The following is a 13,765-nucleotide window of genomic DNA, read 5'->3' on the forward strand; positions in this document are numbered from 1 at the left end:
CCCCCCGCCCGCCCCCCCCCCCCCCCCCCCCCCCCCCCCCGCTACCCTGTTCGAAGCCGGCTTCCGCCTGCTGGAAGTGCCTTTGAACCGCCCCGGCGCGCTGGAAGCGATCAATGTGCTGGCCAGCATGGCGCCGGCCGATGCAATCGTAGGCGGCGGCACGATGCTGAGCGTGGCCGATGTGGACGCCGTGGCGGAGGCCGGCGGCCGCCTGTTCGTCTCGCCTAACTGCCGCCCAGCGGTGATCGCCCACGCGAAAGCGCGCGGCATGCTGTGCGCTCCAGGCGTGGCTACGCCGACCGAAGCATTCGACGCGCTCGATGCAGGCGCGCACGCGCTCAAGCTGTTTCCAGCCGAATCGATTGGATATGGGGGAATGAAGGCGTTCCGCACCGTGCTGCCGGCCGGCACGCCGCTGTGGCCTGTCGGTGGCGTGACGCCGGAACAGCTGGCCGCCTGGAAGGATGCCGGCGCAACGGGCGCCGGCATTGGCAGCCAACTTTATGCGCCGGGCGTCGCGCTCGACACCCTGGCGCAGCGCGCTGCCGCTTACGCGGCGGCCTGGCGCGCGTAAATCACAGCAAGCAGTACACAGACTGCGGCGGAGCCAACGGCGAAGCCGCGGTCTACCGCAAACAGGCGGCGCTCCACCACCAAGGCCTTGGCAGCGCCATCGCGCTTGCCTGCAAGGCTGATCAGCACCATGCCGGCAGCCACCGCGAAGAACACCAGGAACATGCGGTCGATGAACGGGATCTCGTAGACGCCGCTGCCGTTGTCCGCCGCCCAGCCGATCGGCGCCAGGAACGAAAGGTCCATCATCTGCGGCAGGAATTTGAGGATGACCGAGAACACCAGGCCGCCCACGGTGGCGAACATCGCTGCGGCGCTGGTCGCCTTCTTCCAGAAGAAGCCAAGCAGGAACATGGCCAGGATGCCCGGCGAGACGAAGCCGGTATATTCCTGGATGTACTGGAAGCCGCCCTTCTTGTCGATGCCCAGCATCGGCGCGATCAGCACGGCGATGACCATGGCGGCGACCACGGTCAGGCGGCCCACCCACACCATGCGCTCTTCGCTGGCGTTGGGATTGATGCGGCCGCGGTACAGGTCGAGCGTGAAGATGGTGGCGATACTGTTTGCCTTGCCCGCCAGCGAAGCCACCACGGCGGCGGTCAGTGCGGCGAAGGCGATGCCTTTCAAGCCGGATGGCAGCAGCGCCAGCAGGGTCGGATAAGCGCGGTCCGGATTCAATTCACCGCCTTCGCGCAGCGCGGAACCCAGGGCGCCCGACTGGTCCAGCGCATAGGCCGCGATACCCGGCAGCACCACGATGATCGGCATCAGCAGCTTGAGGAAGGCCGCGAACAGCAGGCCTTTACGGGCGGTCGGCAAATCGGCGCCGAGCGCGCGCTGGGTGATGTACTGGTTGCAGCCCCAGTAATTCAGGTTGGCGATCCAGACGCCGCCGATCAGGATGCTCAGGCCCGGCAGGTCCATATAGCTTGGATGGTCGCGCGACAGCACCATGTCGAAGTGGCCGTTGGCGCGCTGCAGCAGCTCGCCGGCGCCGGCAATGGCGCCCTGCTTGCCGGCCAGGCCGGCTACCAGGTCCAGCGCCAGCCAGGTCGTCACCAGGCCGCCGATCACCAGGCAGACCACCTGGATCACGTCGGTGTAGCCGATCACCTTCATGCCGCCCAGGGTGATGACGGTCGCCATCAGCGCCATGAACAGCATGCAGGGCAGCACGCCGATGCCGGACACGCTGTTGATCGCCAGCGCGCCCAGATAGAGAATGGAGGTCAGGTTGACCACGATGTACAGGCCAAGCCAGAACAGGGCCATGGTCATCGCCACGCCCTTGCCGTAGCGCCGCTCCAGGAACTGCGGCATGGTGTAGATGTGGTTCTTCAGGTAGACCGGCATGAAGAAGATGGCCACGATGATCAGCGTGGCCGCCGCCATCAGCTCATACACGGCGATGGCCATGCCGATCTTGAAGCCGGAGCCGCTCATGCCGATGAACTGCTCGGCCGAGATATTGGACGCAATCAGCGAGGCGCCAATCGCCCACCAGGTCAGCGAGCCTTCCGCCAAAAAGTAATCGCGCGAGGCCGAGCCGGAGCTGGCGTTCTTGCGGCGGTACACCCAGAAGCCGTAGGCGGCGACTACAACGAAATAAAACAGGAAAACGACGATGTCGAGCGTGGTGATTTTCATGGCTGCCTTGTCTCTCGCGCGCGCCCCGGAGCACGCACTTATTATCAATAGCAGAAGAATATCGTACCCAACAGGCAAGTGTTATGCGGAATGCAGGTCCTGCTATGAATTTCTGAGATAACGCGGAACTTTCCGCACGCGTACCTGTCCTAGCTCAATACGCCCGCCCCGCTTTGCGCCACAGTGAAGAAAATTGCGCTAAGGAGGTATCATGGATATTGAAGTCCGCATTGCCAAACTCGAGGTCGAAGTGGAATCGCTCAAAGAAATTGCCCGACAGAATACTCAGGCCATCGTGCGCCTCGAGGCAAGGATGGACCAGGGCTTTGCCGAAATGCGTAGGGAGATGCGATGGTTGCTGGGCGTCTTTCTTGCCGGCTTCGCCACAATTTTAGGGCTCATGGGCCGCATTGCCGGGCTGTATTAGCTGTGGCAATATCACTCTCCATGAAAATACTCTCCACACTTCTGCTGGCCGCCAGCGCGGCCCTGCCCCTGCAGGCATTGGCCGAGACCTACCATATTTACGTGAGCCGCCATGGCGAGAAAGTGGTCTCCGACAGCAAGGACCCGCCGCTGACTGCCGCCGGTGAGCTGCGTGCGCGGCACATCGCGGTGATGTTGCAGAGTGCGGGCATCCAGCGGGTGTTCAGCACGAACTACCAGCGCACGCAGCAGACTGCAGCGCCGACGGCGGCGCAGTTCGGGCTGGCCGTGCAAAGCTACGACCCCGGCAAGCAGGCCGAATTTGCGAAGCAGGTGCGCGGCATGGGCGGCAATATGCTGCTGGTCGGCCATTCAAACACCATCCCCGACCTGGTACGCCAGCTGGGCGGCGATGCGGGCAGCGACATCGCCGACGATGAGTACAACCGCCTGTACCACCTCACCATCACCGACGATGGCAAGGTGGCGACACAGGTACTGAACTCCCAGCCCTAAGCCTTACAGCGGCAGGAAGGCATTGTGCGCGACCAGCCCTTGCTCGCGCAGCTCGCGCCAGAAGGCCACCGGAATCTTTTCCGCCAGCGCGGCCTTGTCTTCCAAAATACGTTCCGGACGGCTGGCGCCTGGGATCACCGAAGCCACCACCGGATTCGCCAGCACGAACTGCAAAGCCGCCGCCTTCACACTGATGCCGTGGCGGGCCGCCAAGGCCTTGATGCGCTCCACTTTCGCCAGGATCTCAGGCGGCGCCTTCTGGTACTCAAAGGTGCTGCCGCCAGCCAGCACGCCCGAGCTGTAAGGCCCGCCCACCACCAGGTCGGCCCCATGCTTTTGCAGCGACGGGACCAGGCGCTGCATGGCACGCTCATGGTCCAGCAAGGTATAGCGTCCCGCCAGCAGGAAGCCGTCCGGCCGGGTTTCCTGTAAATCCAGCAGCAGTTCTATCGGCTCGACACGGTTGACGCCAAGGCCCCAGGCCTTGATCACACCCTGCTCGCGCAGCTGCGACAGCACGCGGAAGGCGCCGGTGCGGGCCTCCTCGAATTTGGCCAGCCATTCGTCGCCGTAAAAATCCTGCGCCACGTCGTGCACATAGACGATATCCAGGTAGTCCGTGCCCAGGCGTTTCAGGCTGTCCTCGATCGAGCGCAGGGTGGCTGTCGCCGTGTAGTCATTGACAATCTTGTTAGGACGGCCATGGACGAACAGGCCGCCCTTCTCGCCCATATCGCGCGCCGAAACATCCTCCACCTCATCCAGCACCAGCCGTCCCACCTTGGTGGACAGCACAAAATCGCTGCGCTTGCGCTTGGCCAGCGCCTTGCCGAGCCGCAGTTCAGCCAGGCCGGCGCCGTAGAATGGCGCCGTGTCGAAATGGCGGATGCCGTTGTCCCAGGCCGCGTCCACGGTCGCCTCGGCTTCCGCCTCAGGGATATTGCGGAACATATTGCCCAGCGGTGCGGTGCCGAAGCCCAGTGGATTGTCGCCGATCAGTTTATCTTTGATACTCATGCTATGTACTCCTTCGAGTGATGTTTGGTAGAGCCCAGTCTAGGTAAGCGGGTTCAGACTGTCCAAGACGGAATATGCGACACTTGAGTCCCCGGAGGTCTTAAATGCTCGATCTACGCCAACTGCACTACTTCGTCGCCGTCGCGGAAGAGGAAAACGTCGGCCGCGCGGCGGAAAGATTGCATATTTCTCAATCCCCGCTGAGCCGGCAGATCGCCCAGCTGGAGGACAAGTTGGGACTGACGCTGTTCGAGCGCTCCCAGCAGCGCATCCGCCTGACGCGCGACGGCCAGACCTTCCTGGCCGAAACCAAGGCCTTCCTCACCCACGCCAACCGCCTGGAATCGATGGCCAAGCGCCTCGGGCGCGGCGACGAAGGAGGCCTGTGCATCGGCTACCTGGAAAACGCCATGCACTCCGGCGTGCTGCCGAACGCCCTGCGCGAACTGCGCACCACACGGCCCGCGGTGCATGTCGCCCTGTACAACTCCCATTCAGCGGCCCAGCTGGAAAGCTTGCGCCAGCGCAGCCTGGACATCGCCCTGGTGTGCGAACCGCCAGCGCTGGACGATCCCGACCTGGCCAGCGCCCAGGTCCTCAACGATCCCATGCTGGTCGCGATTCCCGAGAACCATCCGCTGGCGACTGCACTGAACATCACGCCGGACGACCTGGGGGCGCAAACCTGGATCGCCGTGCGCTACAAGGAGGGCCGGCCCGGCCACGACAATTTCGTCGCGGCCTGTGCACGCGCCGGCTTTACGCCGCAAGTCAAGATGGAGGCCACTGAGCCTTTGGCAGCGCTGGGCCTGGTGGCGGCAGGCCTGGGTTTGACGATGGTCCAATACAGCCTGCGTAACCAGGCACCGGACGGCGTGGTGCTGCGCGACCTGGCATGGCTCACTTACCGTTCACCGCTATGGGCGGCATGGCACCGGATCAATTTGCGTCCATTGGTGGAAATCTTCCGCACTACGCTGCTGGAGACCAGCGCCGCCTCAATGCGAACAGGGCCAGTCCCGGCAGCAGCAGCATCCAGCCGGCCGGCTCCGGTACTGCAATGATGGCCCACACTTCGATATCGCCGTACGTGATGTTCGGCGACTTGTAGTCGCGCCCATCCAGCAAGCTCGAATCGAAGTTGCTGCGCGCTGGGTCGATGTAGGAATACATGCTTGAATAGCCGCCGTTGGTCAGGTCCCAGGGCACGAACAGGTCATGCCCGGCGCCGAACACCGGGCCGGCGCGCGGGTCGTTCCAGGTCTGGAACGAGCCCACCGTATCGAGCGCATACGTGCGCGGCGTCTGCAAGTGGACCTGGTGCGACGTCAGGTTGAACAGGAAGGCGGTGCGCAGCGCATCTTCGGTCGTGATGTGGAAACCGCCCTTGGAGTCCCAGCTTTGCGGGTTGTAGCCGCCGACCTTGAACATCTCGCCCAGCTCGGTGGTCGCCTCCATGACGGTGAAGGTGCGCCCCTTGCCATCCACGGCGGCGTGGAAATCGGCGGCGGTCTGGCCATCGCGTTTCTTGTACAGGCGCTCCAGCGTGACCGGACCACTGCCCAGCCACTTCAGCAGCTGGGTCTTGTCCGCGTCAGTCAGCAGCGGTGTTTCGCCGTACGCTGCCGGCGCGGCAAGCAGGATAAAAGCGCCAAGCAGGCGCATGAAAAATTTGGCCATGGCATTGCACCTCCACGGCCGAATATAGCACTTTGGTCAATTTACCCGGGCACGACTGCCGTGACTTCGATTTCCACTCGGGCGCGCGGCTCCAGCAGCCCTGCTACCTCCACGGCGGTCATGGCGGGATAGTGCTTGCCGATCAGCTCCCGGTAGATGGCGCCAATCTGGGGATAGGCGCCCACATATTCGTGCTTATCCACCACGTACCATGTCATGCGGCAAATGTGCTCGGGGCCGCCGCCAGCTTCCTTCAGCACGGCGAGCACGTTTGCCAGCGCCTGTTTCACCTGCCCGGCGAAATCATCGGTCTGGAACTGACAGTCGGCATCCCAGCCGATCATGCCGCTGACGAACACCATCCGGCCGCTGGCGGCGATGCCGTTCGAATAGCCGCGTGGGCGGGCCCAGCCTGGCGGTTGCAGGACTTGCATACTTACTCCTTACCTTCGCGCAGCAGCTCGCGCGCGATGATCAATTGTTGGACCTCGGTGGCGCCTTCATAAATCCGCAGCGCGCGGATCTCGCGGTACAGGCGTTCGACCGGGTGCTCGCTGACCACGCCCAGGCCGCCGAACATCTGCACGGCGGCGTCGATAACCTGCTGCGCGGTTTCGGTGGCGGTCATCTTGGCCATGGCGGCTTCCTTGGTCACCTTCTGGCCCTGGTCGCGCTGCCAGGCGGCGCGATAGGTCAGCAAGGCACTGGCATCGACGCCGGTCGCCATCTGCGCCAGCTTGGCTTGCGTCAGCTGGAAATCGGCCAGGGTCTGGCCGAACATCTTGCGGCCTTGCGCGTGCACCAGCGCTTCGTCCAGCGCACGGCGGGCGAAGCCCAGCGAGGCGGCGGCAACCGAAGTGCGGAACACGTCCAGCGTGGCCATGGCGACCTTGAAGCCCTGCCCTGCTTCGCCCAGGCGCTGGCTGGCCGGGATGCGGCAAGCGGTGAATTTCAGGCGCGCCAGCGGGTGCGGGGCGATCACGCTGATACGCTCGGCGATCTCGAAACCCGGCGTGTCCTTGTCGACGATAAAGGCGCTGATGCCGCGCGCGCCCGGCTGTTCACCGGTGCGGGCGAAGACCACGTAGAAGTCGGCGATGCCGCCGTTGCTGATCCAGGTCTTCTCGCCATCCAGCACGTAGTGGTCGCCGTCGCGCACGGCGGCGCAGGCCATGGCGGCGACATCGGAGCCGGCCTGCGGTTCGGACAGCGCGAAGGCGGCTATGGCCTCGCCCTTGGCCACGCGCGGCAGGTAGGCTCGCTTATTCTCCTCGCTGCCGAACAGGCTGATGGCGCCGGAACCCAGGCCCTGCATGGCGAAGGCGAAATCGGCCAGACCGTTGTGGCGCGCCAGGGTTTCGCGGATCAGGCAGATGGCGCGGGTGTCGATCGCATCGAGCGCACCGCCGTGGGCCGTGCCGCCGATGGCGTGGCGCAGCCAGCCCGCTTCGCCAAGGGCGCGCACCAGGGCGCGGCAAGCAGCGTCGGCAGCTTCGGCGCCGTGACCGTCGCTGTGCACTTCGCGCACGTGCTGCGCGGCCCAGGCATCCAGTTCGCGCTCCAGCGCTGCGTGGCGCTGCTCGAAGAAGGGCCAGCCCAGATAGGATTTATCCGCCATCTCAGTCGCCCTCGAATTCCGGTTTCTGTTTCGCCACGAAGGCGTGGTAGGCGCGGTGGAAGTCGTTGGTGGCCATGCAGATGGCCTGCGCCTGCGCTTCCGCCTCGATGGCTTCGTCGACGCCCATATTCCATTCCTGCTGCAGCATCTTCTTGGTCATGCCGTGGGCGAAGGTCGGGCCGTCGGCCAGGCCTTGCGCGAAGGCTTGCGCGGCGGCCAGCAGGTCCTGCGGCGCGTGCAGGCTGTTGAAGAAGCCCCAGCGCTCGCCTTCCGTGCCGGACATGGAACGGCCGGTGTACAGCAGTTCGGCGGCGCGGCCCTGGCCGATCACGCGCGGCAGCAAGGCGCAGGCGCCCATATCGCAGCCAGCCAGTCCCACGCGGGTGAACAGGAAGGCGGTCTTACTGCGCTCCGTGCCGAGGCGGATGTCGGAACCCAGGGCCAGCATCGAGCCGGCGCCGGCGCACACGCCGTCAATGGCGGCGATCACCGGCTGCGGGCAGGCGCGCATGGCTTTCACCACGTCGCCGGTCATGCGGGTGAAGGCCAGCAGGCCTGGCATATCGAGCTTGGTCAGCGGGCCGATGATTTCGTGCACGTCGCCGCCGGAGCAGAAGTTGTCGCCGGCGCCGGTGATGACGATGGCTTTGACGTCGTCGGCATAAGCCATGGCGCGGAACAGTTCGCGCAGCTCGGCGTAAGAGTCGAAGGTGAGCGGGTTCTTGCGCTCGGGGCGGTTCAGCGTCAGCGTGGCGACGCCGTTGGCGACGCTGAACTTGAAGTGCTCGGCCTGGTGCTGGGCCAGCTGCACGCGGTTGCCGGGCAGGTTTTGCGGTTCGCCTTGCAGGTATTTCATGGTTTGTCCTTTTCTTCGCGGGCGTACAGGTGGCCCTTCATTTGCGACAGCAGGTCGATCAGCTGTCCCTTGTCTTCTTGTGTGATGTCTTGCAGCAGTTCGGCGACCCAGCTTTCGTGCACTTCCGCCATCTGGGCGAAAGCCTTGCGGCCGGCGGGCGTCAGCTTGACGCTGAAGGCGCGGCCGTCTTTCGGGTCGGGCACACGCACCACCAGCTTTTCCTGCTCCAGCTGGTCGGTGATGCCGGTGACGTTGCCGCCGGTGACCATCATGCGCTTGGAGAGTTCTCCCATGCGCAGGCCTTCGGGGTGGCGCTCCAGCTGCGCCATCAGGTCGAAGCGCGGCAGCGTGATGCCGAATTCGGTGCGCAGGCGGCTGCGGATCTCGGCTTCGATCTTGGTGGTGCAGGAGAGCATGCGCAGCCACAGTTTCAGCGACTGGTGGTGGTCGCTGGTCAGGCGGCTTTCCAGGTCTAGTTGCATGGTTCTGGCTTCCTTACATGACTTCACCGCCGGCGACGGCGATGGATTGGCCGGTGATGGCGCTGGATGCGGGCTGGCACAGCCAGGTGACGGCGTTGGCTACCTCCTCCACCTGCACCAGCTTTTGCTGCGGGTTGGCGGCGGCCAGCTCGGCGCGGGCCTGCTCTTCGCTACGGCCGGTTTTCTGCATGATGTTGGCGATGGCGTCGTGCACGATGTCGGTTTCCGTGTAGCCGGGGCAGACTGCGTTCACAGTGATGTTCTTCGTCGCCAGTTCCAGAGCGAGGGCTTTGGTCAGGCCGACCAGGCCGTGCTTGGCGGCCACGTAGGCGCTGACGTATTTATAGCCTTTCAGGCCGGCGGTGGAGGCGATGTTGATGATGCGGCCCCAGCCCGCTTCCAGCATCTGCGGCAGGACTGCCTGGGTGCAGTGGAAGGCGCCGGTCAGGTTCACGTCCAGCATTTGCTGCCAATGCGCTGCCGTGGTCTTCGCGAACGGCGCGGGCTGCGCTTGTCCTGCGTTGTTCAGCAGGATGGTGATCGGGCCAAGCTGCTGCGCGGCCTCGGCGATGCCGGCGTGGACCGCCGCTTCGTCGGTCACGTCAAGCACGCAAATCGCGACGCCCGCCTTGCCGGCTTCCGCAGCGAGCTGCGATGCCGCCTGCTCCAGCGTGGCCACGTCGCGGCCGGCGATGGTGACGTTGATGCCTTGCGCCAGCAGCGCGCGGGCGCAGGCGAAGCCGATGCCGCGGCCGCCGCCGGTGATGAATGCATGTTGCATCGCTCAGCCCTCCAGCAATCTGGCCGCAACTTCCTGCGGCGACAGGCCGGCGCTGGCAGCGGCGAGCTGGCGTTCGCGCTCCAGGTTGCGCTCCAGCTGCTGCTTGCCGGCCAGGTACTGCTTTGGCCAGGTAACCGGCGTGTAGCCCAGCTTCGCGGCTTCGGCCAACGTCCACGCGGGATTGGCAAGATGCGGGCGGCCCACCGCGCACAGGTCGGCGCGGCCGGCGGCGATGATGCCGTTGGCGTGGTCCGCCTCAAAGATCGAGCCCACCGCAATGGTCGGGATGCCCGCCTCATTGCGCACCCGGTCCGCGAATGGCGTCTGGAACATGCGACCGAAAATCGGTTTCTCCAGCTTGCTGACCTGGCCCGACGAGCAATCGATCATGTCCGCGCCGGCCTGCTTGAACAGGCGTGCGATCTGCACCGCATCATCCGGCGTGATACCGCCTTCGACCCAGTCATGCGCCGAAATACGCACGCTCATCGGCTTGTGCGCCGGCCATGCGGCGCGCATCGCAGCGAACACCCGCAGCGGGAAACGGCAGCGGTTTTCCAGCGAGCCGCCGTATTCGTCACCGCGCTCGTTGGTCAGAGGGGAAATGAAGGACGACAGCAGGTAGCCGTGGGCGCAGTGCAGCTCGAGCCAGTCGAAGCCCGCCTCCTCCGCCGCCACGGTGGCGCGCACGAAGTCGGCCTCGATGCGGCGCATGTCTTCCATGCTCGCAGTGCGTGCGACCTGCGACACGCCAGCCAGGTATTGCTGCTGCGAGGCCGAAACCAACGGCCAGTTGCCCTTGTCGAGCGGCTGGTCGATGCCGTCCCACATGGCGCGCGTCGAACCCTTGGCGCCGGCGTGGCCGAGCTGCAGGCCGATCTTGGCGTCAGTGCTGTTGTGGACGAAGTCGACGATGCGCTTCCAGGCCATGGTGTGGGCCGGGGCGTACAAGCCAGGGCAATGCGGGGTGATGCGGGCGTCGGCGGAGACGCAAGTCATTTCCGCCATCACCAGCGCAGCGCCGCCCATGGCGCGCGCACCCAGGTGGGCCATGTGCCAGTCGCCGACGCAGCCATCGACCGCGCTGTACTGCGCCATTGGCGACACCACGATGCGGTTCTTCAGCACCAGGCCACGGACCTTGTAGGGCGTGAACATGGGCGGTACCGTGCGGCCGCCCGGCGCAGGCGCCGCCGGCATCCCGGCCTGCGCGAAAGCCCGTTCCGCCATCCAGCGCTCAAAGCCGGCGACGTAGTCCTTGTCGCGCAGGCGCAGGTTCTCATGCGACAGGCGCTGGCTTCGGGTCAGCATCGAATAGGCGAACTGCGGCGCTTCCATCGCGGTATAGCGCTGCACATTCTCAAACCACTCCATCGAATTGCGCGCGGCGCTCTGGATCTTCAGCACCTCCACCGCGCGCACTTCCTCGTATGCCGACAGCGCCGCACGCGGATCGTCACCGTGCCTGGCGAAGCAGCGCGCCAATTCGATCGCATCTTCCAGCGCCAGCTTGGTGCCGGAGCCGATCGAGAAGTGGGCCGAATGGGCGGCATCCCCCATCAGCACCACCGGCGTGCCGCCATTCCAGTGCACCCACTTCTGGCACACGATGCGTGGAAACTTGATCCACACATTGGAACCGCGCAGGTGCGAAGCGTTGGACATCAGCTTGTGGCCGTCCAGACGGTCGGCGAACAGGTTCTCGCACCAGGCCAGCGCTTCTTCCTGCGACATGTCTTCCAGGCCGGCCGCGCGCCACACCGACTCCGGTGTCTCTATGATGAAGGTCGAAGTATCGCCGTCGTACTGGTAGATATGGGCCTGGAACCAGCCATGCTCGGTTTGTTTGAAGTCGAAGGTAAAGGCATCGAACTTCTTCTTTGTGCCCAGCCACACAAAGCGGCACTGGCGCGCCTCGATCATCGGCTGGAACGTCGATTCATAGCGCGAACGCACGCGCGAATTCAAACCATCCGAGGCGATCACCAGGTCGGCCTGGTAGCGGGCCGCCAGCTCCTGGTCGTCCTGCACATCGGTCTCGAACACCAGCTCCACGCCCAGTTCCTCGCAGCGCTGCTGCAGGATATTCAGCAAGCGTTTGCGGCCGATGCCGCAGAAACCGTGGCCGCCCGAGGTGACCTTCTCACCCTTGAAGAAGACATCGATATCGTCCCAATGGTTGAAGGACTGCAGGATCTCGCGCGCAGTCTTTTCATCCGCCGCCACCAGGTTGCCCAGCGTCTGGTCGGAGAACACCACGCCCCAGCCAAAGGTGTCGTAGGGCCGGTTGCGCTCCACCACCACGATGCGGTGCGACGGGTCCTGCTTTTTCATCAGCAGTGCAAAATACAGGCCGGCAGGACCGCCGCCAATACAAACGATATTCATGCGTTTCCTCAGGTGCTACGGAGTTTGAAGCGTTGCAGCTTGCCGGTCTCGGTGCGCGGCAGCGAGGACAGGAAGCGGATCGCGCGCGGATATTTGTACGGCGCGATCTGCTCCTTGACGAAGTCCTGCAGCTGCACGGTCAGCTCGGCGGATGGTTCGAAGCCGGGCTTCAGCACGACATGTGCTTCCACGATCTGGCCGCGTTCCTCGTCCGCCTTGCCGACCACGCCGCATTCCGCCACCGCAGGATGGCGCAGCAGCGCGTCTTCCACTTCCGGGCCGGCGATGTTGTAGCCGGCGGAGATGATCATGTCGTCGGTGCGCGAGCGGTAGATGAAGTAGCCGTCGGCGTCCATCTCATAGGCGTCGCCGGTCAGGTTCCAGCCATCCAGCACGTAATCGCGCTGGCGCGGGTCGGCCATGTAGCGGCAGCCGGTCGGGCCTTTCACGGCCAGGCGGCCGACAACACCGGGGCCGACGGGCTGGCCGTGGTCGTCCAGGATGCAGGCGCGGTAGCCGGGTACCGGCTTGCCGGTGGCGCCGGAGCGGATCTCGTCGCCGGCTGCGGAGATAAAGATGTGCAGCATTTCGGTGGCGCCGATGCCGTCGATCATGCGCAGGCCGGTGGCCTGCTGCCAAGCCTCGCGCGTGGCGACCGGCAGCGCCTCGCCGGCCGAAACGGATTTCTTCAGGCTGGAGAGGCCGTACTTGCCGGCCAGCGCGGCCATCTGGCGGTAGAAGGTCGGCGCGGTGAAGCAGATGGTGGCGCCGTATTTCTCAATCGCCTGCAGCAGCGTTTCCGGCGTGAGTTTTTCCAGCAGCACGGCGGCGGCGCCGACGCGCAAAGGGAACAGCAGCAGGCCGCCCAGGCCGAAGGTAAAGGCCAGCGGCGGCGTGCCGATGAACAGGTCGTTCTCGGCGGACTTCAGCGTATGGCGCGGGAAGCAATCGCAAATGGCCAGCACGTCGCGGTGGAAGTGCATGGTGCCTTTCGGGACGCCGGTGGTGCCGGAGGTGAAGCTGATCAGGCAGATGTCGTCGGCCGAAGTGTCGCAAGCGGCGGCGCTGGCCGGCTGGGCGGCCATCAGCGCATCCAGCGAACGTTCCGGCGGCACGGCGCCGGCGGGGGCCACATTGAACCATAGGGTGCGCTCAGGGCAGCCTGGCGCAGCTTCCATTTCCTCGCGCAGCGCATGGGCGCACAGCACTGCCTGCACCTGCGCCTTCTCCATGATCACACCCAGCTCGCGCGCGCGCAGCAGCGGCATGGTGGGTACGGCGATCAGGCCGGCCTTCAGCACCGCCAGCACGGCGGCCGCCATCATCGGGTGGTTGGCGCCGCGCAGCAGCACGCGGTTGCCGGGCACCAGGCCCAGTGGGCCGCGCAGCACGTTGACGATGCGGTCGACCTGGCGCTGCAGGTCGGCGTAAGTCCAGCTGATACCGTCGCCGCGCAGTGCCAGGCGCTCGCCGCGCCCGGCCGCCACGGCCTTGTCGAGAAGCTCGGCCACGCAATTCAGGCGCGCCGGGTACTGCAATTCGGGAAGATCGAATACCAGGTCCGGCCATTGGTCGGCCGGCGGGAGATGCTGGCGCGCGAACTGGTCGAGATGCGCGCTCGGTTCTGCAGTGAGTCGGTTCATGGTGGCCTTGGGTAAAGGTTCAGGAAGACTGCCCGTTATGCAATCTACTTTAAACCTAAAATATATTTACCGCAAGGTTGGGAAGTCGGGGGGAAAAAGTGGGGGGGCGGGGGGGGGGTTGGTGGGGGATTTTAT

14 protein-coding genes are annotated in these 13,765 nt (G+C 65.0%); 4 read left to right on the forward strand and 10 right to left on the reverse strand.

Features of this window, described 5'->3' with window-relative positions; translation table 11 throughout:
- The coding region (locus AAHE99_RS26040; protein ID WP_342120839.1) for a 2-dehydro-3-deoxy-6-phosphogalactonate aldolase at positions 1-574 on the forward strand (574 nt) is incomplete at its 5' end.
- Here the strand turns inward: AAHE99_RS26040 and AAHE99_RS26045 are convergent.
- On the reverse strand, positions 550-2,223 hold the full coding sequence (locus tag AAHE99_RS26045; RefSeq protein WP_342120840.1) for a sodium:solute symporter family transporter: 1,674 nt from the start codon (positions 2,221-2,223) through the stop codon (positions 550-552). The two genes, AAHE99_RS26040 and AAHE99_RS26045, sit on opposite strands and share 25 nt — an antisense overlap.
- Before the next feature lie 211 nt (positions 2,224-2,434).
- On the opposite strand from AAHE99_RS26045, the gene AAHE99_RS26050 reads away from it, so the two are divergent.
- Together AAHE99_RS26050 and AAHE99_RS26055 are read left to right on the forward strand one after the other, a co-directional pair.
- The gene (locus tag AAHE99_RS26050; RefSeq protein WP_342120841.1) at positions 2,435-2,650 is read left to right on the forward strand and encodes a hypothetical protein; all 216 of its coding nucleotides are present in this window, start codon (positions 2,435-2,437) and stop codon (positions 2,648-2,650) included.
- A gap of 20 nt (positions 2,651-2,670) precedes the next feature.
- Entirely contained in the window at positions 2,671-3,165 is a 495-nt protein-coding gene (locus tag AAHE99_RS26055; RefSeq protein WP_342120842.1) for a SixA phosphatase family protein, read from the forward strand.
- A gap of 3 nt (positions 3,166-3,168) precedes the next feature.
- On the opposite strand, the gene AAHE99_RS26060 is transcribed toward AAHE99_RS26055, so the two are convergent.
- Positions 3,169-4,182, reverse strand: coding sequence for an aldo/keto reductase (locus AAHE99_RS26060; protein ID WP_342120843.1), 1,014 nt, complete (start codon positions 4,180-4,182; stop codon positions 3,169-3,171).
- 104 nt (positions 4,183-4,286) lie between these two features.
- On the opposite strand from AAHE99_RS26060, the gene AAHE99_RS26065 reads away from it, so the two are divergent.
- The gene (locus AAHE99_RS26065) at positions 4,287-5,246 is read left to right on the forward strand and encodes a LysR family transcriptional regulator (protein ID WP_342120845.1); all 960 of its coding nucleotides are present in this window, start codon (positions 4,287-4,289) and stop codon (positions 5,244-5,246) included.
- Here the strand turns inward: AAHE99_RS26065 and AAHE99_RS26070 are convergent.
- From AAHE99_RS26070 to AAHE99_RS26105, 8 genes are read right to left on the reverse strand one after another with little or no spacing between them, the layout of a single operon-like run.
- Entirely contained in the window at positions 5,155-5,862 is a 708-nt protein-coding gene (locus AAHE99_RS26070; protein ID WP_342120846.1) for a PEP_CTERM-anchored TLD domain-containing protein, read from the reverse strand. The genes AAHE99_RS26065 and AAHE99_RS26070 overlap by 92 nt on opposite strands.
- Before the next feature lie 41 nt (positions 5,863-5,903).
- Complete coding sequence (locus tag AAHE99_RS26075; RefSeq protein WP_342120848.1) at positions 5,904-6,296, reverse strand: RidA family protein; 393 nt, start codon at positions 6,294-6,296, stop codon at positions 5,904-5,906.
- A 2-nt stretch (positions 6,297-6,298) separates the two neighbouring features.
- On the reverse strand, positions 6,299-7,480 hold the full coding sequence (locus AAHE99_RS26080; protein WP_342120851.1) for an acyl-CoA dehydrogenase family protein: 1,182 nt from the start codon (positions 7,478-7,480) through the stop codon (positions 6,299-6,301).
- A 1-nt stretch (position 7,481) separates the two neighbouring features.
- The gene (locus AAHE99_RS26085) at positions 7,482-8,336 is read right to left on the reverse strand and encodes an enoyl-CoA hydratase family protein (protein WP_342120853.1); all 855 of its coding nucleotides are present in this window, start codon (positions 8,334-8,336) and stop codon (positions 7,482-7,484) included.
- Positions 8,333-8,818, reverse strand: coding sequence for a MarR family winged helix-turn-helix transcriptional regulator (locus tag AAHE99_RS26090; RefSeq protein ID WP_342120855.1), 486 nt, complete (start codon positions 8,816-8,818; stop codon positions 8,333-8,335). Before AAHE99_RS26090 ends, AAHE99_RS26085 begins: the two co-directional genes overlap by 4 nt.
- A gap of 13 nt (positions 8,819-8,831) precedes the next feature.
- Positions 8,832-9,599, reverse strand: coding sequence for an SDR family NAD(P)-dependent oxidoreductase (locus tag AAHE99_RS26095; RefSeq protein ID WP_342120857.1), 768 nt, complete (start codon positions 9,597-9,599; stop codon positions 8,832-8,834).
- Positions 9,600-9,602: 3 nt separating this feature from the next.
- A complete protein-coding gene (locus AAHE99_RS26100; RefSeq protein ID WP_342120859.1) occupies positions 9,603-11,987 on the reverse strand; it encodes a bifunctional salicylyl-CoA 5-hydroxylase/oxidoreductase in 2,385 nt (794 codons plus the stop codon).
- Between the two features lie 8 nt (positions 11,988-11,995).
- The gene (locus AAHE99_RS26105) at positions 11,996-13,630 is read right to left on the reverse strand and encodes a benzoate-CoA ligase family protein (protein ID WP_342120860.1); all 1,635 of its coding nucleotides are present in this window, start codon (positions 13,628-13,630) and stop codon (positions 11,996-11,998) included.
- Positions 13,631-13,765: the final 135 nt, after the last annotated feature.

It is taken from the genome of Pseudoduganella sp. OTU4001, assembly GCF_038440195.1.
GTDB lineage: Bacteria > Pseudomonadota > Gammaproteobacteria > Burkholderiales > Burkholderiaceae_D > Rugamonas.